General features: G+C 37.1%; 23 protein-coding genes. 2 read left to right on the forward strand and 21 right to left on the reverse strand.

Translation table 11 applies throughout. The annotated features are described in order from the left end of the window. Window positions 1-45: 45 nt before the first annotated feature. The 11 genes from fmt to dapF all read right to left on the reverse strand — a co-directional run bounded on the left by fmt (window position 46) and on the right by dapF (window position 10,579). Window positions 46-981 (reverse strand): methionyl-tRNA formyltransferase, encoded by a 936-nt coding sequence (gene fmt, locus OXPF_RS10605; RefSeq protein ID WP_054875184.1) that lies wholly within the window; start codon window positions 979-981, stop codon window positions 46-48. Window positions 982-993: 12 nt separating this feature from the next. Beyond that, window positions 994-1,443 carry a peptide deformylase gene (gene def / locus OXPF_RS10610; protein WP_054875185.1) on the reverse strand — a complete coding sequence of 150 codons (450 nt, stop codon included), beginning with the start codon at window positions 1,441-1,443 and terminating at the stop codon, window positions 994-996. A gap of 17 nt (window positions 1,444-1,460) precedes the next feature. After that, on the reverse strand, window positions 1,461-3,914 hold the full coding sequence (gene priA, locus OXPF_RS10615) for a primosomal protein N' (protein WP_054875186.1): 2,454 nt from the start codon (window positions 3,912-3,914) through the stop codon (window positions 1,461-1,463). A gap of 121 nt (window positions 3,915-4,035) precedes the next feature. After that, window positions 4,036-5,226, reverse strand: a complete 1,191-nt coding sequence (coaBC, locus tag OXPF_RS10620; protein WP_054875187.1) for a bifunctional phosphopantothenoylcysteine decarboxylase/phosphopantothenate--cysteine ligase CoaBC — start codon at window positions 5,224-5,226, stop codon at window positions 4,036-4,038. A 14-nt stretch (window positions 5,227-5,240) separates the two neighbouring features. Then, window positions 5,241-5,459, reverse strand: a complete 219-nt coding sequence (gene rpoZ, locus OXPF_RS10625; protein ID WP_054875188.1) for a DNA-directed RNA polymerase subunit omega — start codon at window positions 5,457-5,459, stop codon at window positions 5,241-5,243. Next, window positions 5,440-6,072 carry a guanylate kinase gene (gene gmk, locus OXPF_RS10630; RefSeq protein ID WP_054875189.1) on the reverse strand — a complete coding sequence of 211 codons (633 nt, stop codon included), beginning with the start codon at window positions 6,070-6,072 and terminating at the stop codon, window positions 5,440-5,442. The genes rpoZ and gmk overlap by 20 nt, the downstream gene beginning before the upstream one ends. 15 nt (window positions 6,073-6,087) lie before the next feature. Next, on the reverse strand, window positions 6,088-6,363 hold the full coding sequence (gene remA / locus OXPF_RS10635; protein WP_054875190.1) for an extracellular matrix/biofilm regulator RemA: 276 nt from the start codon (window positions 6,361-6,363) through the stop codon (window positions 6,088-6,090). 15 nt (window positions 6,364-6,378) lie between these two features. Continuing rightward, on the reverse strand, window positions 6,379-7,257 hold the full coding sequence (locus tag OXPF_RS10640) for a YicC/YloC family endoribonuclease (protein WP_054875191.1): 879 nt from the start codon (window positions 7,255-7,257) through the stop codon (window positions 6,379-6,381). 165 nt (window positions 7,258-7,422) lie between these two features. Then, window positions 7,423-8,583, reverse strand: coding sequence for an LL-diaminopimelate aminotransferase (locus OXPF_RS10645; RefSeq protein WP_054875192.1), 1,161 nt, complete (start codon window positions 8,581-8,583; stop codon window positions 7,423-7,425). Window positions 8,584-8,707: 124 nt separating this feature from the next. Continuing rightward, entirely contained in the window at window positions 8,708-9,634 is a 927-nt protein-coding gene (locus tag OXPF_RS10650) for a hypothetical protein (protein WP_054875193.1), read from the reverse strand. Window positions 9,635-9,751: 117 nt separating this feature from the next. Next, entirely contained in the window at window positions 9,752-10,579 is an 828-nt protein-coding gene (gene dapF, locus OXPF_RS10655; RefSeq protein ID WP_054875194.1) for a diaminopimelate epimerase, read from the reverse strand. 224 nt (window positions 10,580-10,803) lie between these two features. Here dapF and OXPF_RS10660 point away from each other — a divergent pair, with 224 nt between their 5' ends. After that, on the forward strand, window positions 10,804-12,564 hold the full coding sequence (locus OXPF_RS10660; RefSeq protein WP_054875195.1) for an Rqc2 family fibronectin-binding protein: 1,761 nt from the start codon (window positions 10,804-10,806) through the stop codon (window positions 12,562-12,564). 254 nt (window positions 12,565-12,818) lie between these two features. On the opposite strand, the gene pyrR is transcribed toward OXPF_RS10660, so the two are convergent. The 5 genes from pyrR to aroB all read right to left on the reverse strand — a co-directional run bounded on the left by pyrR (window position 12,819) and on the right by aroB (window position 17,099). Continuing rightward, entirely contained in the window at window positions 12,819-13,358 is a 540-nt protein-coding gene (gene pyrR, locus OXPF_RS10665) for a bifunctional pyr operon transcriptional regulator/uracil phosphoribosyltransferase PyrR (RefSeq protein WP_054875196.1), read from the reverse strand. A 43-nt stretch (window positions 13,359-13,401) separates the two neighbouring features. Next, entirely contained in the window at window positions 13,402-14,307 is a 906-nt protein-coding gene (locus tag OXPF_RS10670) for an RluA family pseudouridine synthase (RefSeq protein WP_054875197.1), read from the reverse strand. Between the two features lie 154 nt (window positions 14,308-14,461). Next, window positions 14,462-15,079, reverse strand: a complete 618-nt coding sequence (locus tag OXPF_RS10675) for a TraR/DksA C4-type zinc finger protein (protein ID WP_054875198.1) — start codon at window positions 15,077-15,079, stop codon at window positions 14,462-14,464. A 96-nt stretch (window positions 15,080-15,175) separates the two neighbouring features. Continuing rightward, window positions 15,176-15,973: a 3-deoxy-7-phosphoheptulonate synthase gene (aroF, locus tag OXPF_RS10680; protein WP_054875199.1), complete on the reverse strand. Its 798-nt coding sequence runs from the start codon at window positions 15,971-15,973 to the stop codon at window positions 15,176-15,178. A gap of 34 nt (window positions 15,974-16,007) precedes the next feature. Further along, a complete protein-coding gene (gene aroB / locus OXPF_RS10685) occupies window positions 16,008-17,099 on the reverse strand; it encodes a 3-dehydroquinate synthase (RefSeq protein ID WP_054875200.1) in 1,092 nt (363 codons plus the stop codon). A 461-nt stretch (window positions 17,100-17,560) separates the two neighbouring features. Between aroB and OXPF_RS10690 the strand changes: the two genes are divergently transcribed. Further along, window positions 17,561-18,322 carry an IS110 family transposase gene (locus OXPF_RS10690; protein ID WP_242854390.1) on the forward strand — a complete coding sequence of 254 codons (762 nt, stop codon included), beginning with the start codon at window positions 17,561-17,563 and terminating at the stop codon, window positions 18,320-18,322. A gap of 256 nt (window positions 18,323-18,578) precedes the next feature. Here the strand turns inward: OXPF_RS10690 and OXPF_RS10695 are convergent, their stop codons facing one another. The 5 genes from OXPF_RS10695 to OXPF_RS10715 form a co-directional block, all read right to left on the reverse strand. Then, window positions 18,579-19,247, reverse strand: coding sequence for a DivIVA domain-containing protein (locus OXPF_RS10695; protein ID WP_054875201.1), 669 nt, complete (start codon window positions 19,245-19,247; stop codon window positions 18,579-18,581). 16 nt (window positions 19,248-19,263) lie between these two features. After that, on the reverse strand, window positions 19,264-20,052 hold the full coding sequence (locus OXPF_RS10700) for a YlmH family RNA-binding protein (protein WP_054875202.1): 789 nt from the start codon (window positions 20,050-20,052) through the stop codon (window positions 19,264-19,266). A gap of 8 nt (window positions 20,053-20,060) precedes the next feature. After that, the gene (locus OXPF_RS10705) at window positions 20,061-20,504 is read right to left on the reverse strand and encodes a cell division protein SepF (RefSeq protein WP_054875203.1); all 444 of its coding nucleotides are present in this window, start codon (window positions 20,502-20,504) and stop codon (window positions 20,061-20,063) included. An 18-nt stretch (window positions 20,505-20,522) separates the two neighbouring features. Further along, window positions 20,523-21,212 carry a YggS family pyridoxal phosphate-dependent enzyme gene (locus OXPF_RS10710; protein ID WP_054875204.1) on the reverse strand — a complete coding sequence of 230 codons (690 nt, stop codon included), beginning with the start codon at window positions 21,210-21,212 and terminating at the stop codon, window positions 20,523-20,525. Between the two features lie 130 nt (window positions 21,213-21,342). After that, window positions 21,343-21,768: a cell division protein SepF gene (locus tag OXPF_RS10715; protein WP_054875205.1), complete on the reverse strand. Its 426-nt coding sequence runs from the start codon at window positions 21,766-21,768 to the stop codon at window positions 21,343-21,345. Between the last annotated feature and the right edge of the window lie 150 nt (window positions 21,769-21,918).

Below are 21,918 nucleotides of genomic sequence, written 5' to 3' on the forward strand. Positions count from 1 at the left end.
TGTCCTCAACTTATAAATCTGGGGTAGTCGAAGGTACTTCCCCGATTACAAGAATCTTGCACCTATGTTTATAGTATGCCCTAATGTATACGCATGGGCATCAGTCCTTTTTCCGTTTTCACCCTGCACTTCTTTTAAGATAATTCCGCCGTTTTTGCATTGTACATGAATTCCGGATTTGTCTATTTTCCATACCATACCGGGAGCTAAATCAACATTGCCTAAATTCTCAGCTGCAACTTCCCAGATTTTTAGCTTTTGTCCATCAAGTATCCCATAGGCAACGGGCCAGGGATTAGTACCTCTTACAAGGTTTTTTATGCCGACTGAACCTTTATTCCAGTCTATTTTTCCCGTTTCCTTATTTAACATGGGGGCATAGGTGGATTTTTCGTGTTCTTGGGGAATTCCTTTTATTTCTCCGGATTCTATTCGCTTCAAAGTTTTTATCAAGGTTTGAGCGCCCAATATTTTCAGCCTGTCATGGAGCTCTCCTGAGTTTTCCTTTTCTCCGATTTTAATAGCTTCTTTTACGAGCATATTGCCGGTATCCAAGCCGGTATCCATCATCATTGTGGTTATGCCCGTTTCACTGTCTCCATTTATTATGCTCCAGTTTATGGGAGCAGCTCCTCTTAATTTAGGCAATAGAGATGCATGGACGTTAATACAGCCGTATTTGGGTATATCAAGAATCTCTTTAGGAAGTATTTGTCCAAAAGCCACAACAACTATGTAATCCGGGTTTGCCTTTTTAACTGCCTCTATAAATTCTTCATCATTCTTTATTACCTGGGGCTGTAAAACCTTGATGTTGTTTGACAAAGCGCACTCCTTTACGGGAGAATATGTGACCTTGTTGCCCCTTCCTCTCGGTTTATCCGGCTGGGTGACTGCATATAATATATTATATTTTTCATTTATCAAATATTCCAAAGTGGGCACCGCAAATTCCGGGGTGCCCATGAATACTATGTTCATTAAATTCATCCTTTACTCAACAAGTTTTGTTACTTTATCAACGAAGAGAACTCCATCCAAATGGTCTATTTCGTGACAAAGAGCTATGGCCAATAGTCCCGCTGCCTTTATCTCTATTTCCTCGCCTTTTTCATTTAATGCTTTAACTGTTACATTCAATGGCCTTATAACCTCTCCGCGGACATTGGGTATGCTAAGGCAGCCTTCCACTTCAGTCTGTTCTCCCGATGATTCTATTATTTCAGGATTTACAAGCTTTATAATGCCTTCCCCCACATCTATTACAACGGCTCTTCTTAAAATTCCAATCTGTGGAGCGGCAAGGCCTACTCCTTCGGCATGGTACATGGTTTCTGCCATATCGTCTAATAATGTATTTATTCTCCCATCAACTTTATCTACGATTTTGCTTTTTTTCCTCAAAACCTCATCGTCTATTTTTCTTATAATTCTTATTGCCATAATTGTCCTCCTTCTTTTTATGCAATGCTTACGGGATTTACATCGATGTTAACCCTTACATCCCCTTTTTTTATATTTAAGGAATTTATAATTGATTTAATATTGTACTTAAGTTTATTATCCATTTTCCCCTTAATAATAGTCTGCCACCTGTAAAACATATTAACTTTTGATATGGGTGCAGGTGACGGACCTAAGATATTAATCTTGGGGTTATCTCTTAAAAAATCCGTGAGCTTGGCTGCAATTTCACCCATTGTCTCTTTTGCCTGCTTTTCATCTTTTGATGCAACGACTATATTTATTAGCTCTGAATAAGGCGGGTATAAAAAGGTCTCCCTTATTATTATTTCCTTTTTATAAAATTCACTATAATCATTGCCTATGGCTGCCTGTATGCTGTAATGCTCAGGATTATAAGTCTGAACAACCACCTTGCCTTCTTTTAACCCTCTTCCTGCCCGTCCCGAAACCTGAGTTATAAGCTGAAAGGTGCGCTCACAGGATTTGTAGTCAGGAATGTTCAAAGTCATATCGGCAGCTATTATTCCAACCAGTGTGACCCCTGGAAAGTCTAAGCCTTTGGATACCATCTGGGTACCTATTAATATATCGGCTTGCTGATTTTTAAAGCCTTGATATATTTTTTCGTGAGCTCCCTTCCTGGCCGTTGTGTCCATATCCATCCTCAGCACCCTTGCACTTGGAAAATATTTTTTTACTTCACTCTCTATTTTCTGAGTTCCCAGTCCAAAATGCTTTATGTATTTACTGCCGCAGGAAGGACAAACCTCAGGTGATTTAGCTGTATATCCGCAGTAATGGCAGTTGAGCATGCCATTGTCTATATGATATGTCAATGAAACGTCACACCGTTTGCATTTCATTACATGACCGCACTTCCTGCAGGAAACAAAGGTTGAAAAGCCTCTCCTGTTTAAAAATAAAATTATCTGTTCCTTTTTTTCAAGGGCTTCTTCTATGCTTGTATATAATAATTTGCTGAAAATAGTTCTGTTGCCCGATGTTATTTCCTCTCTCATATCTGCGATATGAATTTGGGGCATTTTTCTGTTATCCACTCTATTATCCATTTTACACAGTGAATATTTACCCTGTAAAGCCTCATAATAGGTTTCAATGGAAGGTGTTGCGGAACCCAGAACGAGCATGGCATTTTCTATCTGACACCTTTTATATGCCACTTCCCTTGCATGATACTTGGGAGTCTTATCGGATTTATAGCTGTATTCGTGTTCTTCATCAATTATGATGATTCCTAAGTTCTTCAAGGGTGAAAAAACAGCCGACCTGGCACCTACAACAACATCCACTTCATTATTTTTAATCCGCATCCATTCATCATATCGCTCCCCGGCTGATAATCTGCTGTGCATTACGGCAACGCGCTCAAACCTTCCTTTAAACCTCTCAATGGTCTGGGGAGTTAACGATATTTCAGGGACCAGCATAATTGCCTGCCTTCCGTTCTTTATTATATGCTCAATGAGCCTCATGTAAACTTCGGTTTTTCCGCTGCCGGTAACTCCCTGAATCATATGGGCGCTGAACTCATAGTTTTTATATTGAGACAGTATTTTACCTATAACTGCGTTTTGTTCGTATGTAAGATTGGGTTTTGCCCTTTGAGGAAAGTTTACCCCTTCATAAGGATCTCTATTTATTTTAATCTTTTCTTTTTTCAATATGCCTTTTTTCACAAGGGTATTTATGCTGCTTATGCTTAGCCCGTAATTATCTGTAAGTTCTTTTTTTGCAATGCTCCCCTTATTTAAAAGTACTTTAATTATATTCCTCTGGCTCTTTAATTTATTGCTATTTTCCAGGCTATTAAGCAGCAGCTTTGCTTCCGCTTCGGATATTGAAATCATTATTGTTTCATAGGTTTTGTCCTTTATATTGGCATGCATATTGCTTTCAAGTGATATTATACCGCTTTTCAAAAGGGACTTTATTGCAGTATCGGTCTTCCAGTTAAAGCTCTTTTTTAGGAAATTTAAATCTATTGTATAACCGTTATGAATAATTGCCTTTACTATTCTTTTCTCATTGTCTCCTAAAGTATTTATAGTGTCTTCATCAATTTCATTTAATATAAGGGTTTTTGACTCCTTTAAAACCATTTGGGGCGGTATAACCAATTTAAGGCTGTCGGCAACAGAGCACAAATATTCTTCGCTTATCCATTTGGATAATAGTATTTGATTGGAACTGAATATCTCCTCTTCGTCGGGTATATATTCAACAGGCCTTATTTTATCCATGGGTATATCGGTATGTATTTTTATATTTACCACATAGCCTTCCAGTCTTCTTTGACCAAAGGGAACTATTACCCTCATTCCGATTTTTAGTTTTTTTTCATATATTTCAGGTATCAAATAATCAAAGAGGCTTAATTCGTCGCCCTTTAAAAAGCCCTGAACCGCTACTTCTGCAAATGATGGCATATACCCTCCTAAGGATTAGAGTGTTATTATGGTAACTTTATTATACAATATTATCTTTAAGTCGCGCTACCTTGCACTTGCCTCAAACACACATAAAAAAATTAAAGCGTATTTCATACGCTTAATTGATGGTTTTAACTATATCCAGAATTTTATGAGCTAGTTCTGACTTGCTCATTTTGTTCAGCGACAATATTTCCCCGTCTCTTTTAATTATGGATGCTAAATTTTCATCGGCTTTAAAGCCTGAACCTTCGACAGTTACATCATTTGCAACTATCATATCCAGGTTCTTTTTCTCTATTTTTGTCTTGGCATTGTTTATAAGGTCATCGGTTTCTGCTGCAAAACCCACGAGGATTTTGCTGCCCTTTATTTTACCAAGCTCTTTTAATATATCTATATTTTTCTTTAAAGAAAGGTTAAGGTCTTCATCAGTCTTTTTAATTTTATGCTTGAATGCTTCTGCCGGTTTATAGTCGGCAACTGCCGCTGCTTTTATAATAATATCACATCTGTCATAAACATCCATAACGGCATTATACATGTCAGCATTGGAAGTCACATTTATTATTTGGACATACCGGGGAGGAATTAAAGCAACAGGTCCGGTCACAAGTATGACCTCTGCTCCCCTGTTTCTTGCAGCTTCGGCAATTGCATATCCCATTTTGCCTGATGAATGATTTGATATATACCTTACTGGATCAATCTCTTCCTGGGTTGGACCTGCAGTAACAAGGACTGTTTTGCCATTGTAATCCTTGTTTGAATATAGTATCAGGCTTATTTCGTCCACTATATCACTTACATCCGGAAGCTTTCCCTTGCCCACATCCCCGCAGGCCAATCGCCCTGAAGCAGGCTCTATAAAGAGATAGCCATACTTTTTTAATTTATGTATATTATCCTTTACGATGGGACTTTCATACATATTGGTATTCATGGCAGGTGCTAACAAAACCGGTGCTTTTGTAGCCATGACTGTTGTAGACAGCATGTCGTCGGCTATACCGTTTGCAACCTTTCCTATGATGTTAGCTGTAGCTGGAGCAATAACAAAAATATCTGCTTTTTTAGCAAGAGAAATATGCTGAATTTCCCATTGCTTGGGTTCTTCAAACATATCAATTATAACAGGATTTTGAGACAAAGCCTGAAAGCTTAAAGGTTTTATGAATTCTGCTGCAGAAGATGTCATGATTACGTCTACATTGGCATTAAGCTTTTTTAGCTTGCTTACAATATCTAAAGCCTTGTAAGCTGCGATACCGCCGCTTACACCTAAAACGATATTCTTCCCGCTTAACATATTTTTGCTCCTTATTACTTTATCCCTGTCTTTATCTTTTCATAGCTAACTTTATCTTGGATGATTTCGTTTATAGCTACTGTAACGGGCTTGCTGGAATCTACATCAACAAGCTGTTTTTCTCCGGCAATAAGCTGACGGGCTCTTTTGGCAGCAACGACTACCAGACTATATCTATTATCAACCTTTTCCAAAAGTGAAACTATGGACGGATTAATCATAGAATTGCTCATGCAATAAACCCTCCTTGCTATTTAATATACTGTCCTTGTATCTGTCTACCCTGCATTTTTCTGCTATGATGATGCTATGAAGCTTTTCTACAGAATTATCGACAGTATCATTTATAACCACATAATTATACTTTGATACATAGTTAAGCTCTTTATACGCAGATTTGAATCTTAAAATCAGGGATTCTTCTGTCTCCGAACCTCTTTTTTTAATCCTGTTCTTCAATTCTTCCATAGACGGCGGCAATATAAAGATGAATACCCCTTCAGGATAAACCTCCTTCACCTTCAGTGCTCCTTGAATATCAATCTCCAGTATAACATCTTTTCCGCTGTTTACGAGATTTTCAACATATTCCCTCGGAGTACCGTAATAATTATCATACACACACGCATATTCCAAAAAGCCGTTCTTTTCAATCATGCTTTCAAATTTATCTTTATCTACAAAAAAATAATTCCTGCCTTCTACTTCACCTGCTCTGGGTGACCTTGTAGTCATGGATACTGAAATGCTTAAATCACAGCGCTTGTTCAATAATGCCTTGCATAACGTACCCTTTCCCGCTCCTGAAGGTCCTGATATAACAATTAGTAATCCCTTATCAACCATTTAGGCTTCCCCGCTTTATTCTTCGTCTTCGTTCACGTCGTCAACAGTATCTTTGGATGACAGTCTGTGGGCAACAGTCTCAGGCTGAACAGCAGATAAAATTATATGATCGCTGTCGGTTATGATAACCGCCCTTGTTCTTCTGCCATAGGTGGCATCGATTAACATTCCCCTGTCTCTTGCTTCCTGTATTATTCTCTTTATGGGAGCTGATTCGGGGCTTACTATAGCAATAAGACGATTTGCCGATACAATATTACCAAAGCCAATATTGATTAGTTTAATTCCCATACTGGTACCTCCTTTTTATTCTATATTCTGAATTTGTTCCCTTATTTTTTCTATCTCGCTTTTTACATCCACTACATATCTTGCAATTGTAACATCGTTAGCTTTTGAGCCAATGGTATTGATTTCTCTGTTCATTTCCTGTACCAGAAAATCCAGTTTTCTGCCTACAGGTTCTTTTTGCTTTATTATGTCCTCAAGCTGGTCAATGTGGCTGTATAATCTCACCACCTCTTCAGCAATGCTGCATCTGTCAGCGAAAAGTGCCACCTCAAAAGCCACTCTGTTTTCATCTGCGGTAACATCTTTAGCAACTTCCTTTATCCTGTCCTCAAGCTTTATCTTATATTCCTGAACCACAACAGGGGATCTCTCTTCAATTTTGCTGACAACTGATTTTATATATTTTCCCCTGGTGCTTATATCCTGGGACAGTTTCTCTCCTTCAGCGGTTCTCATTTCCATAAGATTGCCCATTGAGCTCTCAATAGCAGCAAAAAGGGTATTCCATATCTGTTCTTTATCTTCCTCTGCCTTTGTAACGTTTATTATGTCCGGAAATCTTGCCACCATTGAAACTGATATATCGTCAGTTAACTCAAATTTATCTCTTAAGGTATGCAGAGCTTTGATATATGATGAAGCAAGAACATCATCCAGGACAATGTTTATATCCTCTTCACTGTACTTGTCCTGTGTGATAAATACATCGATTTTTCCTCTGGAAATTGAACCTAAAACGTATTTGCGTATTTTGTCTTCCAGATAGGATAATTGCCGGGGCATTTTTATGCTGACGTCAGTATACCTGTGATTTACAGTTTTGATTTCTACGGTAAAACTGCGTCCCAGCTCTTCATGCTCTCCCCTTCCAAAGCCTGTCATACTCTTTAACATTTGTCATTCATCCTTCCAAATCATTCATTACAGTTAATGTACAGAAAGCTATATTATTAATTTAAATTCCCTCTAATTATAAGGAAATAACAGTTTATTTTCAAGCATATTTTTGAATTTTGATTAAATATTGGGGATATTGCTCTTTTTCTTGTAATATTCCACTTATTCTATACCATTCTTTATAATGCCTATAGCCTTTTTCATCAGATTTTCATCTGCGGTCATTGCAATTCTTAAATAACCTTCGCCCAAATCACCGAAAGCTGTGCCGGGAGTCATTATTACCCCGAAGTCTTGAAGCATCTTCGCCGAGAATTCTTCAGATGAAAATCCTGAAGGTACCTTAAGCCAGATATAAATGCTGCCTTTGGGCACAACTGCTTCAAAACCTGAACTTTTAATCACTTTCAGGCAAGTATCCCTTCTTTTTTCATATACGCTCCTGATATATTTAACATAGTCATCCCCCATATTAAGGGCAATACTTGCCGCATGCTGTATTGCGCTGAACTGTCCTGAGTCGGTATTTACTTTGACAAGCATTAATTTGCTTAAAACATCCTTGTTACCTACAGCATATCCGATTCTCCAGCCTGTCATGCTGAAGGATTTTGAAAGGGAGCCTAATTCAACAGCGGTATCCTTTGCACCTTCAATATTGAGAATGCTTACAGGTTTATTATTATCAAATACAATCTCATTATATGCGGCATCATTGCATACAATAATATTATTCTCTTTGCCCAGTTTGATGATTTTTTCAAGAGTATCTGTTTTACACACAGCACCGGTAGGATTATTGGGATAATTAATATAAATAAGCTTGGCTTCTTTTAAGATTTCTTCATCAATTGCATTTAAATCAGGCTCAAAGTTGTTCTCTTCTTTAAGTGGCATTATATAAGGTTTTCCACCTGACAGATAAAGAGATGCTCTGTATATTGGATATCCTGGTTCAGGAACCAGGCCTATATCACCCTCATCAATCAACGCAAGGCTCAAATGAGTTATTCCTTCCTTTGAACCAATGAGAGCCACAACCTCGCTTTCAGGGTCCAAATCCACATTAAAACGCCTTTTATAATATGCTGAAACTGCATTACGGAATTCCAATGTTCCTTGATAAGGCGGGTATTTATGATATTCCTCCTGCTCCAAACCTTCCTTAAGTGCATTCACTATAAATTCGGGTGTGGGCAGATCCGGATCGCCTATGCTTAAATCAATAACCTCTCGCCCTTCTCTTATCAATCTTCTTTTTATATTATTAAGCTCATAAAGTGTATATTGGGGTATTCGTCCGATTCTATGATATTCTCTCAATTATTTTTACCTCCAAAATACTGTTTGTAATTATGATATTAACTGCCTCTGCTATTTGTGCGCCAATATTGGGCCAGCATAAATCAAAACCGCACGGCAGATGTGCCGCGCGGTTTTGGTTTAATCATATATCCTTGACGTAATTATCAATAAGAAGCTTAATCCAGGTATCATCCGGAGCCTGATTAACAACTTCAAAGGAGGCCTTATCCTCAGCTTTTGCAGACGTTAATGCAATATTTATATTGTTTTCCTTGTCTTTATAAACCTTTGCGTTAAACAAAATTCCGGATACGTAACCATCTTTCATAGCTACAACGGTGTATTCCATATAATCCTTTTTTACAGGGTAGATATCATATACATCTTTGTCAGAATTAAGTTTAAGGCTTATCTTGCCTGATTTATCCGTTATCCCCTTAAGACCCAATTCAGGGACCACAACCGTTGCCCCTTCTATTGCTTTGGATTTGCTGTCATTTATTGTTATGGAAGCAGTGCAATCACCAATACCTTCTTTGTTTTCCTGTATGGTTTTACAGTAGGCAACAAGCTCTTCCACCCAAACATCATGAGGATTGTTTACAACTACATCAAACTTGCTCTTTGAATTTTTATCTGTCTTGCTTAACTGAATCTTTAATGTATTGGCGGCATAACCCGGATATATTGCCTTATTGAACACCAGATAATCCTTGTATCCTTCCTTGGATACCAAAAGGGCAATACTACCCGACGGGGCTTTTTGCCACAGGTCGCCTCCGTATTTCTTATACATATCCTTATTTATTTTAATGGATATTTCGGGAGACCGGCCGGATGCGTCGGTATTGTAAATGTTTTCTATGCCTACTATGTAGATTTTCGCATCGCTTATGGGACTCTTTTTATCTTTATCGGTAATGGATACCATAAGTTTACCTAAGACTTCTTCCTCAGCCACTTCTGCACTTGTGCTTGTACTGCTTGTTTTATCTTTGCATCCGAATAATGAAAATGTTAAAACGCCTGTTAATATTAATACGAGAATTGTTTTCAGGGTTATTCTCAAACCACAATCGCCTCCATAATTAATTTGCTTTGTGGTATATAATTATTCGGATGCTTTATATATATTCCAGTTTTTTCTAGTGTTTAAAGGCTCATCACAGCCTTTGGATAAGCTTTTTTATATAAAGCTCTCACCTTTAAATACTGTTATGGCAGGCCCTGTCATATAAACGTCATTACTGTCATCCCATATAATGTGCAAATCACCGCCGGCCAGGTGTGCCAAAGCTTCCTTTCCCGTTTTATTGTTTAATGCACAGGCAACCAACGCCGCACAGGCTCCGGTGCCGCAGGCCAATGTAAGTCCTGCCCCTCGCTCCCATGTTCTTATTTTGAATTCCTTTCCATTCATAACCTTTACAAAATTAACGTTGGTCTTTTTAGGGAAATAGCTTGAATTCTCAATCCTTTTCCCTATTCCTTCAAAATCCGTATTGTCAAAATCCTCAACAAATACTATCGTATGAGGCACTCCCATAAGCATTGAGGTTATTTGAAATTCCTCCCCATCTGCCGTAATCTTTGTATTTATGATATTTTCGGTAAAATTTGCCGGTATCACAGAAGGCTCTAGTATAGGCTTTCCCATGTTGATTTGTACTTTATTGGCTTCATTGTTTTTTTCCTCTATCAAAACTTTCTTTACACCATCCAAGGTATCTATTGTCATAGGATTTTTTCTTACTACATTATTATCGTAAAGATACTTTGCATAGCATCTTAATCCGTTTCCGCACATCTCAGCCTGTGAGCCGTCGGAATTGAATATAAGCATTTTGCTGTCAGCAATTTCGGATTTTTTTACAACAAGAATTCCATCTGCACCTATCCCAAAATGGCGATGGCATAATTTGCTTGCTAAAGTGGAATAATCATTATCATCCATTCCATTGTCTTCAATTACTATAAAATCGTTGCCCAGCCCATGCATTTTTGTAAACAGCATGGTATCACCCCTTTAATTCAGATATAATTAGATATATTATTTAATATATAGATTTTCAAATAAAGGCTTACATTTATATATTGCCATTGAATTTATATTTCATTATGTCATGAATTTTACCGTGAAATTCATGTGAAATTATTTCAAATGGCCCTGCCATTTGAAATAATTATAACATACGCAAAATAAATGTGTTATGTCAATTTTGTTTTGGAGGTTTTTTTATGCCAATAGACGGTGTAGTAGTTAGAAATATTGTCAGCGAATTAAAGAATAAGCTTGCAGGCGGAAGGGTGGAAAAAATAACCCAGCCTGAAGTAGATGAAGTAAATATATATGTAAGGAATGGCGGTGAAAATCATCGGCTTTTATTATCCTCCAGCCCGAATTATCCTAAAGTACACCTTACAGACGTTAATAAGCAAAGTCCAATAAATGCTCCATTGTTCTGCATGGTGTTAAGAAAGCACCTGTCCGGAGGAAGAATAAAGGATATTGAACAGTATAATCTTGACAGGATAATAAAAATACATATAGAATCTTATGATGAATTGGGCAGCCTGTCTGTCAAAACAATTATATGCGAAATCATGGGCAGGCACAGCAATATAATATTAATCAACGATAAAAATCAGGTAATAGACAGCATAAAGCGGATTACTCCTGATGTAAGCAGCTTCAGGCAGGTCCTGCCGGGAATTCAATATAAATATCCTCCCATGCAGGATAAGCTTGAGCCCCTCATGTTTGACAGGGATGACTTCAAAGATAGAATCGGCAACGCTTCCGATACAGTTAAGATATCTAAATTTATATCAAATTCCATAAACGGCTTCAGCATCTTATCATCAAGGGAAATATGCCATAATGCCCAAATAGATGATGGTTTATCCATGGGTAGCCTTGATGAAGGTTCAAAGGAAAGATTGATAAATTCAACGGCTCAATTTATAAATAAAGTAGTAAGCTTAAGCTTTACTCCGGCTATATATTATTCCGGCTCTGCTGTATATGATTTCTACTCATTTGTATTGGAGCATTTAAAGGGTTTCAAGCATGTTGAAAATCCCGGCATATCCTTCTTAATAGATCAGTTTTATTATGACAAGGACAGGTCTGACCGAATGAGGCAAAAGTCCTCGGACATCACAAAGCTAGTAAACTCCAACTTGGAAAGATGCCATAAAAAGCTGGCCATACAGGAGGAAAAGCTAATTGAATGTAAGGAAAAGGATAAGTGGAAGTTATACGGCGACCTTATCATGGCAAATATGTATACCATCAAAAAAGGCGATTCCAAAGCCGATGTTGTGAATTTCTTCTCCGAGGATGGTTCAAATATCGAAATACCCTTGGATATGACCCTTACACCATCCGAGAACGCTCAAAGCTATTATAAGAAATATAATAAGGAAAAGACAGCCCAGGTAATGGTGGAAAAGCAAAAAGAAGAAAATTTAATAGAGATTGAGTACCTTGAAAACCAGCTTATAAACATAGAAAACTGCACTGAGGATGATGAAATAGAAGAAATAAGGGCAGAGCTTGTTTCAATGGGATATATTAAAAAGCATAGAAAAAATGCTTCAAAAAAAACGAAGCAGTCAAAACCCCTTCACTATATATCCTCTGACGGTACAGATATATATGTAGGAAAAAACAATATGCAAAACGATTACTTAACCACCAAGCTTGCTGATAATAATGATATATGGATGCATACAAAAAACATCCCCGGATCCCATGTAATCATAAAGACCGGCAGTAAAAATATTTCCGATAAATCTATTATAGAAGCCGCCGCCCTTGCCGCTTATTTCAGCAAGGCTAAGAATTCCTCCAACGTACCCGTTGACTATACCGAAAGAAAAAACGTTAAAAAGCCTTCGGGATCCAAGCCGGGCATGGTAATATATTACACAAATAAAACCATATATGTAACTCCTGATGAAGAATTGATTAATTCTATAAAAAAAGCTGAGTAAAAATCTCAACTATAATTCGGGGCTGCCGCATTTGAAACAACGTAAATGAGCATTTGTGAGAGTTCTTTCTAAAGCTCTTGGTGACTCTGCCGCAAAAAATACTTAGAATTTTAGATTGTTTGAACGAATGAAGTTTAAAAATTCTTGTATTTTCAAGGCGGAGAACCTTAGAGCTTGCAGAACTCGAGCACAGTAAATGCAGTGTTTCAAATGCGACAGCCCCGGTGATAAACAGTTGAGAACCGTACCGACAGCTATTCTACTTCATTTATAACCACTTTATTTACACCGTCTATTTCATCTATGCTGACGCTCACTATTTCATTTTTGGATGTTGGAACGTTTTTGCCTACATAATCAGCCCTTATGGGAAGCTCCCTATGGCCTCTGTCAATAAGTATGGCAAGCTGTATGGCTTTTGGCCTGCCTAAATCTATTATGGCATCTAAGGCGGCTCTTACAGTCCTTCCGGTGTATAACACGTCATCAACTAAAATTACTGTTTTATCCTTAATGTCAAAATCTATATTTGTGCTGTTGATTACCGGCTGCTCATTGAAGGTGCTTAAATCGTCCCTGTAAAGAGCAATATCAAGAATACCTACTTTAAGCTTTATATTTTCTATCTTATAAATTTCCTCTGCAATTTTCTTTGCAAGAGGCACTCCCCTCCTTTTAATTCCTATGAATACAACATCATTGACGCCCTTATTTTTTTCTATTATTTCATGGGCTACCCTTATAAGCGCTCTCGATATACCTTTTTCATCCATTATCTGGGCCTTTTCAATCATCTTCCCGCCTCCTCTAAATAAAATCAAATAAGTATAAAAAAATCTATTTCATTTTAATCTTCTCTATAAGTTCATTGAAATACTCCGGCAGCGGAGCGGCAAATTCCATATATACTCCTGACCTTGGGTGATTAAAGCCTAAGATGTACGCATGGAGTGCCTGTCCTTTAAGATTGAACTTCTGATTTTTATATCCGTATACCGGATCACCTACCACCGGATAGCCTATATGAGACATATGGACCCTTATCTGATGGGTCCTTCCCGTTTCCAATTTTGCTTCTATTAAAGTATAGCCATTATATCTATCCAATACCTTAAAATGGGTTATGGCAGGCTTTCCGCCTTTAATCACATCCATCTTTTTTCTGTCCCTGGCATGCCTTCCTATGGAGCCTTCAATGATTCCGCTGTCATTCTTAATGACCCCCTCTACCATGGCTATATACCTTCTGTTAACTGTATGATCTTTAATCTGTGCCGCCAGACTTTTATGTGCTAAATCGTTTTTGGCAGCCAATAGCACTCCACTGGTATCCTTGTCAATCCTGTGAACAATCCCCGGGCGCAATACCCCGTTAATACCCGATAAGTTGGTGCATTTTTTCAATAAAGCGTTAACCAGCGTACCGGAATAATTGCCTGGAGCCGGATGTACAACCATTCCCTGGGGCTTGTTTATTACAATTAAATCATCATCTTCATATAATATATCCAAATCTATTTCCTGAGCTTCGATTTTTAATTCCACCGGCTGGGGGATGTCAACTTCTATTATATCATTTTCATTGATTTTATAATTTGATTTGACAGTTTTTTGGTTTACAAGGACTTTTTTATCTTCAATAAGCTTTTGTATATATGACCTTGTCACATCTTCCATACTTTTAGAAAGGTATAAATCTATTCTTATGCCACTTGTATCAGCGATAAGCTTTTTTTGTCCCATCTATAACACCTCTTAAAACTAACCGTTAGCTTTTGAAATTTTATATCATGAAATTTTACGTAGTAAAATTCATGTCGTAATGAATCCAACAAGGATTCATTATATTATGCTTTAATATTATACAATATTAATCCAATACAGAAAAGCTTCCGTATTAATCCGGAAGCTGTCTTTTATATTGTGCATTGCTTATTCTGTCTATTTCTTCGACTATACCCTGATCATCCTCGTCTTCATCATCATCCCACAGCATATAGTTTACGGAATTATAGCTTTCCAGCTCCTGCCACACGTCTTCCCCGTCATAGCCAGTATAATCCTCACTGTCAATATCGTCATCATAAAAAGGATACTCCATGACGGTTTCTTCAATCGGCCTATCCTGCCAGTAGGTTTTGTAATTTGGTTCAGTTTCTCTCTCACAATGTATGCATAAATTTGTATAGGGTATGGCATCCAATCTTTCTTCATCTATATTATTTTTGCATTTTTCGCAAACACCATAAGTACCGTTTTTAATTTTCTCCAGGGCATTATCAATCATTCTCATATGGGTTACTTCATTTGCCTTTAAAGCTCTGTTTTTTTCTATTTCAAAGGTTTCACTTGCGATATCCGCAGGATGATTGTCATAGGAAGATAATTCGGAAGTCTGGTCTTTTAGCGAACTGTCCAATCCCATGTCATCATTCAATTTATGAATTATGAGGTCTTCCTTTTCTTTTTCTTCCCTCAATCTGTCTTCGAAATACTGTAATTTATTTTTGTCCATACTGACCCCTCCATATCTGTTTACTGTCTCACAAAATAATTTATCCATTTATGATGAATTTTAGACATGGAGCGGAGAGTATTTTATTCGAACTTACTATTTGCTGAAAAATGATGTAAAGTCATTTATCCTTTGACAAAGCCTTGCAAACTCATCAAAATTAAGGGACTGTTCACCATCTGACAACGCTTCCTCAGGATTGTAATGAACCTCCACCATTACGCCGTCAGCACCGGCGGCTATAGCTGCCATGGACATAGGGATAATAAGCTCTCTTCTGCCTGTTCCGTGGCTGGGGTCTACTATTATGGGCAGGCAGCTTATTCCCTTTATAATTGGTACTGCTGATAAATCCAGAGTGTTTCTAGTGTAGGTTTCAAAGGTTCTTATTCCTCTCTCGCAGAGTATTATATTCAAATTCCCGTTTGATGCTATATATTCTGCGGCGTTCATCCATTCTTCAATGGAAGCTGACAGACCTCTTTTTAATATAACGGGTTTATTTAACCTTCCCACTTCCTTTAAAAGAGGATAGTTGTACATATTTCTGGAGCCTATCTGAATTATATCAACATAGCCCTCCACAATATCAATATCCCTTATATCCAAAAGCTCCGATACCGTTAAAAGACCGGCTTTTATGCCGGCATTCTTTAAATATTTAAGGCCTTCCTCGCCTAAGCCCTGAAAGGTATATGGGGATGTCCTTGGCTTGTAGGCTCCACCCCTTAAAATTGATGCATCTTGATTTTTAACTTCCAAAGCAATTTTTAATACCTGTTCTTCATCTTCAACGGAGCAGGGTCCTGCAATAATTATTGGTTTATTGCCTCCTATTTCAACATTTCCCACGCGAATTGTTTTTTTCTTTGATACATCTGTAATGATTTTCATAACTTCACCAACCTATGATCATAAAAGAAACGATTTAAATTGTCTTATTCCAGTATTCCTTTAAAAGGGCAAATGCTTTATTTATTTTATCTTCTTTTATATCCGATGTAATAACACAATTTCCTATTCTATCAGGCAGTATAAATTTAATATTTCCTCTTTCGGCTTTTTTATCATGCTGTAAAAGTTCATAAACTCTGTTCATATCAGTAAAATCAAAATTTCTGTTAAGACCGAATCTATTTATTAAATTCAATACCTTTTCCAGCTCATCAGTCCTTAACATATTACATACATTTGACAATATGCATTCAAACATCATTCCTATAGCAACAGCCTCTCCATGGAATAAGGAATAATCCGACATACTCTCCACAACATGCCCGATGGTATGACCGAAATTTAACAGCTGCCTTTTTCCGTTATCATATTCATCGCCGAATACGGCATCTATTTTAAACATTATGCATTTTCTTACGGCATAATTGAGTTTGTCGCTTTCCAAGTTCAAAAGGCCTGTTGTATTTTCACATAAATAATTAAAAAAGCTTGCATCATACAACACAGCGTATTTAATTATTTCAGCTATACCCGCAACAACCTGTCTTTTGTCCAGAGTCCTTAATGTCGATGTATTAATATATACAAAATCCGGATGATAAAAAGACCCAACCATATTTTTCACATTTTTATAATTTACCCCTGTTTTTCCGCCTACACTGCTGTCCACGGCAGCTATTACTGTTGTTGGAACCTGTACGAATTTCATTCCCCTCATAAATGTTGCCGCAGTAAAGCCTGCCGTATCGCCTACCACTCCGCCTCCTAAGGCGATAATTGCAGAAGCCCTGTTGAAATTGTTTCGTCTTAATACATCATATATTTGCTGCATTGTTTCTATGGTCTTATAGCTTTCACCTATGCCCATATGATAGGTAATCACTTGCTTGGCCTTAATTCTTTTTAACAATTCTTCTTCATATATATTGCCCACATTAAGATCTGAAACAATTAAAATCTTCTCATTAATTTTATGTTCATCAAGATATGTGTTCATACTGTCATAATTATTTCCAATATAAATCTCATATTTTTTGGAGCCGAATCCGGCTATTATTTCCTTCATAATCACAACACCTCGTATAATTAGTTTTGTAAGGTTTAAGTTTAATAATTTCCAGTTACAAACCTTACATCAAGTTGACTTTTCAATATAAATTAACTGGAAATAGATTCTCTTTAAAACACTTTAGAAGCACGCTCCATGTTCTTTGAAAACTTAATATGTGCTATTGAACTTAACTAATGCTCGTGTGACAATATTTTCAGGCTATTGAGGATGGTTCTTGTTCAACTCCTGTTGGATCTTTTGATCTCTTCTATTAAAGTCAGTTCCCCTGGCCTGATGTTAGCTTTGGACCGCTGGGTGTTTGCTCTAAAACCTTCCTCCTGTATGGCAGTTCAAGGAGTTGTGCATGAAGTTTTTAGAGGTGTATTCTAATTGCGAGGATGTTGATGCATCAGGTACCACGGGCATTAGTTAAGTTCAATAGCTAAAAAATCTATATCAAGAAGGAGGTGTATCAATTGTCAAATTCATTACTGGTTGGTATTGATGTCAGCCTTAATGACAACAAAGTCCGTATCCTCCATCCTGATGGAACCAGTCTTTCTAAATTTGTTGTCCCTAATTCCGTCCCAGGTGCCAAAACCCTCTCTCAAAAGGTTACCGGGATTATGGAAAAGAGCAACTTTGATTCCCTTGTCATTGGCCTTGAATCTACTTCTGTCTATGGTGATCCTCTTGTTTACTTCCTAAAACAAGATACCTCTGTTAATAGATTCAATACCAAGATACATGTACTTAATCCAACTCAGGTAAACAAGTTTAAAATGTTTTACCCTGACCTTCCTAAAACCGACGATATAGATGCATGGATTATTGCTGAACATCTAAGATTCGGTCGAATAAACAAGGATGTCTATATGGATGATAGATACAAAGCCCTTCAAAAGCTTACGAGGGCAAGATTCCACACTGCGCAGAACCTTGCAAGGGAGAAAAACTGGTTCCTCAATAACCTGTTTTTGAAATTCTCTTCTCTTGCCCAAGAGAAGATTTTCTCAAACAAGTTTGGAGCTACTTCAAGCAGTCTCATCGAAGAATTCCTCTCGGTGGATGAGATTGCTTATATGCCGGTTGAAGAGTTAGCTGAATTCATCAACGAAAAAGGTAAAGGCCATTTTCAAAACCCCGATGAAATTGCTGCCGCTGTTCAAAAGGCAGCAAGAAGCTCGTACCGTCTCCCTAAAACGGTTACAGAGTCTGTAAATCAGGTGCTTGGATAAATAATTCCCAGTTGGCATTCCATATCCTACCATATTTTACAACTGAATTTGGTAGGTCTATTAACTGCATCTTTTTATAATCAAAAACAGTCAAATATCGCTAATATTTCAAAATTTATTTCCAGTTGGATATTGACATATTACCGCTGGACTTTTCACAAAGTAATAATTTCATTGTTTAATATTTATAGTATAACATTTATCTGTGATTTAAAAGAAAAAAACGCCCTATGGGCGAATTTTTTAATATGTACCATCAATCGTTATCGTCGAAATCATCGAAGCTGGAGCTTGTTCCACTTAATTTTGCTGCTAATTCAACAGCTTCTTCAATGCTGCCTGCTGTCTCTTCTTCCTCGGAAGCAACAGCGCTTAATTCTCCATCAGCCAATTTCATTGAATATTCGTTAAGTACATTGTGCAAATCATTGCTCTTGCTTGATAATTCGCTGGCTGCCATGCTTTTTGTATCATTCCCTAACGTATCTATGTCGCTTAGCAAATCCAGCTGAGTCTGTATGAAGGTCTTATATCTTGATTTAAAGAGCTGGAATTCCTGCTTGATTCTTTCATATTCTCCGTTAATCCTCACAACCTCTGTATGAGCCTGATCGATTATCTTTTGAGCTGTATCATTTGAATTTTTTATAATCAGTTCCGCCTCTTTTTGCGAATTATTCTTGGCCTGATCGGCTGCACCCTGGGCAAGAACCAATGTATTTTGCAGCGTAGCTTCGATTTTTGTATAATGCTCTAGTTTTTCAGATAATGAATTAATCTTTTCTCTTAATGCAGTGTTTTCTTTATACAGCTTTTCATAATCATCTACCACCTGCTCAAGAAAATCATCCACCTCATCAATATCATATCCGCGGAATGAGCGCTTAAACTCTTTATTATTTATTTCCATTGGGGTTATACCCATAGATTGCACCTCCGTATTAAATTATTTTTTTTATTATAATATTTATCCTGTCCTTTTTGGTTTTGCTGCCTATTCTCTCTAATACGATACGGCCTCTTCCCTTGAGAGAAATTACATCTCCTGTCTTTATCAAACGGTTTAAGTCTGTTACCTCCTCGAAGTTAACCTTTACTTTCTGAGACACAATTTCCTTTGCAATGCTGCTTCTTGATTCGCCGAAACCGGCGCTAAGCACTGCATCCAATCTCAATGATGCCACATTTGCAGCTATCACTTTAAAATTCTGTTCCCTTTGAGGAACGTTTTTCAAGTCGGCATATTCTGCTGACACTCCCACATGCTTTATCTTTGTGAGATTTATTTTAATATAATTGCTTATGTCCTCTGAAACTAAAATATAATTGAGGTCTTCGCTTAAAATGATATCGCCTATCTTGTCCCTTTTTATGCCCAGACTCATTAAAGCTCCCAATATATCCCTGTGTTCAAGCTTTTCAAACTTTGTGTTGCCCCTAAAGTATAAAGCACTGATAGGCAATTTTATGTATTGAAAATCCATACCCCCGGGGTAAATAACCAACATACTTCTCTCTGAATTTGCTATCCCGCCGGTTATCTCATAATTAACATGTCCTATTTTTTTAATTATTGCCGAAGCCTTCATGACTTGCGCAGGATCTAAAAAGTCTGTAAACCGTGGTTCGAAATATCTTTGAACCTGCTCGATATTATCTATTATCTTTACGGCAAGAATTTTATCTTCGCCGCTTTTTATGCTGTTCAATATCTCGTCTTTTTTATTCAATCAAATGATCACCTGTCCGCCCAGGAAAATATATTTTTTGCTGATAGTTCTTCCTTGAAATCTGAAGAAACATCTACATTATTAGGAGTTAAAAGCAATATTCCAGGCGATATTTCCTGAATACTGCCATCTAATGCATAGGCCGCACCGCTGGCAAAATCGACAAATCTCTGGGCAAGTTTTGGGTCCAGCTTTTGCAAGTTTGCCAGTACTATCTTTCTGTTTTTGAGACAGTCGCATATATTTGTAATTTCTTCATATTGTGTGGGCTGTACGATAACAACCTTTGCATTTGAAGTAGAGTGAATGCTTACTACTTTTCCTCTTTTATTGTTTGAAATAACCTCTAACTGTTCGCTTTCGGCAGAATTGATTTCTTCTTCATCAATTCTTTCTATTTCATCACCCATCCCGAAAACATCCAATACTTTATTAATAAAATTGTTTCCCATATTTTATCCTCCCTGATATTAATAATTTCTCGGTCCAAAAATCCCCGATCCGATCCTTATAATGTTAGCACCTTCTTCAATTGCTGTCTCAAAATCATTTGTCATTCCCATTGAAAGGTACTTCATGTCAATATTATCTATGTTACTTTTCTTTATATCTTCGAAAATCTCTTTCATCCTCTTAAAATATATTCTTGCATCTTCCGGGTTTTCAGCCATAGGTGCAACAGTCATAAGTCCGCAGATTTTAAGATTTTCATATGTATTTATAGAATTTATAAACTCCATTACACTATTCGGGTCAACTCCATGCTTGCTTTCTTCCCTGTCTATATTAACCTCAACAAGGATATCTATGACTTTTTTTATAGCACCAAATCGCTTGTCAATTTCCTGGGCCAACTTGACGCTGTCAACAGAATGAATCATGGAAACCTTGTCGGCTATATATTTGACCTTATTGGTTTGCAAATGGCCAATAAGATGCCATTCTATTTCTCCTGCAAGTTTAGGGTATTTGTCTACCAGTTCCTGTACCTTGTTTTCTCCGAAAACATGTACCCCGCAACTTAGAGTTTCGCTGATCTTATCGACGCTCATAGTCTTTGTAACAGCTATTAATTTAACGTCTTCCCCTTTACGTCCGGCTCTTAGTAATGCACTGTCAATCCTTTTCTTTATGGAGAATAAATTCTCACTTATAGTCATTAAAACCAAACCTCCTATAAAATATGCAAACTTAGGTTTCATGAAAATAGCAACAGTACATAATTATAATAAAATAGCCATAAATTACATTATATTAATTCTCCACAAACCTGTATTTTCCTTCATTTTTTTAAAAAAATCCCTGCCTAGAAAGCTCATTTTTAAGCTCTGAAGAAACATATACATCATCTGGAGTAAGGAGCAAAATCATATGAGATATTTCTTTTATATCCCCGCCTACCGCTTCTATTGCACCGCATGCAAAATCCACGCAGCGCTGAGCTGCTGCAACATTCACATCCTTTAAATTAACAATGACGATTTTTCTTTTCTTCAATTGATTTATAACATTTTTGATTTCATCAAAATCATGAATCTTCATTATCTCAATATTTGTGATGTCAATCTCTCTCGCATCCGGCACAATGCCCATATTAGGTTTTGAAATAATATGTATTTTATTCTCGGCTAATTCATTATCAATTTCCCGGGTTAAATCCTCTTCATTACCCAGTCCGAATATATTAAGTATTTTATTTACAAATCCATCTGCCATAATAAAATTTCCCCCTATTAAATGTAGCTCATCATTTAGTCATTGGACAAAATCTTAAAAACAAAGAAATCCACCATGTTTCCTATATATTTCTACATGAAAAAACATATTCCTGCATATCAATTTATATTTAATTTTGAAGAAATTCAA

Source organism: Oxobacter pfennigii (assembly GCF_001317355.1).
Classification (GTDB): domain Bacteria; phylum Bacillota; class Clostridia; order Clostridiales; family Oxobacteraceae; genus Oxobacter; species Oxobacter pfennigii.

Coding starts and splice junctions, on each gene's coding strand:
- fmt (WP_054875184.1), bottom strand. CDS start 981: ATGAACATAGTATTCATGGGCACCCCGGAATTTGCGGTGCCCACTTTG.
- def (WP_054875185.1), bottom strand. CDS start 1,443: ATGGCAATAAGAATTATAAGAAAAATAGACGATGAGGTTTTGAGGAAA.
- priA (WP_054875186.1), bottom strand. CDS start 3,914: ATGCCATCATTTGCAGAAGTAGCGGTTCAGGGCTTTTTAAAGGGCGAC.
- coaBC (WP_054875187.1), bottom strand. CDS start 5,226: ATGTTAAGCGGGAAGAATATCGTTTTAGGTGTAAGCGGCGGTATCGCA.
- rpoZ (WP_054875188.1), bottom strand. CDS start 5,459: ATGAGCAATTCTATGATTAATCCGTCCATAGTTTCACTTTTGGAAAAG.
- gmk (WP_054875189.1), bottom strand. CDS start 6,072: ATGGTTGATAAGGGATTACTAATTGTTATATCAGGACCTTCAGGAGCG.
- remA (WP_054875190.1), bottom strand. CDS start 6,363: ATGGGAATTAAACTAATCAATATTGGCTTTGGTAATATTGTATCGGCA.
- OXPF_RS10640 (WP_054875191.1), bottom strand. CDS start 7,257: ATGTTAAAGAGTATGACAGGCTTTGGAAGGGGAGAGCATGAAGAGCTG.
- dapF (WP_054875194.1), bottom strand. CDS start 10,579: ATGCTGTTTACAAAAATGCATGGGCTGGGCAACGATTTTATAGTAATT.
- OXPF_RS10660 (WP_054875195.1), top strand. CDS start 10,804: ATGCCAATAGACGGTGTAGTAGTTAGAAATATTGTCAGCGAATTAAAG.
- pyrR (WP_054875196.1), bottom strand. CDS start 13,358: ATGATTGAAAAGGCCCAGATAATGGATGAAAAAGGTATATCGAGAGCG.
- OXPF_RS10670 (WP_054875197.1), bottom strand. CDS start 14,307: ATGGGACAAAAAAAGCTTATCGCTGATACAAGTGGCATAAGAATAGAT.
- OXPF_RS10675 (WP_054875198.1), bottom strand. CDS start 15,079: ATGGACAAAAATAAATTACAGTATTTCGAAGACAGATTGAGGGAAGAA.
- aroF (WP_054875199.1), bottom strand. CDS start 15,973: ATGAAAATCATTACAGATGTATCAAAGAAAAAAACAATTCGCGTGGGA.
- aroB (WP_054875200.1), bottom strand. CDS start 17,099: ATGAAGGAAATAATAGCCGGATTCGGCTCCAAAAAATATGAGATTTAT.
- OXPF_RS10695 (WP_054875201.1), bottom strand. CDS start 19,247: ATGGGTATAACCCCAATGGAAATAAATAATAAAGAGTTTAAGCGCTCA.
- OXPF_RS10705 (WP_054875203.1), bottom strand. CDS start 20,504: ATGGGAAACAATTTTATTAATAAAGTATTGGATGTTTTCGGGATGGGT.
- OXPF_RS10710 (WP_054875204.1), bottom strand. CDS start 21,212: ATGACTATAAGTGAGAATTTATTCTCCATAAAGAAAAGGATTGACAGT.
- OXPF_RS10715 (WP_054875205.1), bottom strand. CDS start 21,768: ATGGCAGATGGATTTGTAAATAAAATACTTAATATATTCGGACTGGGT.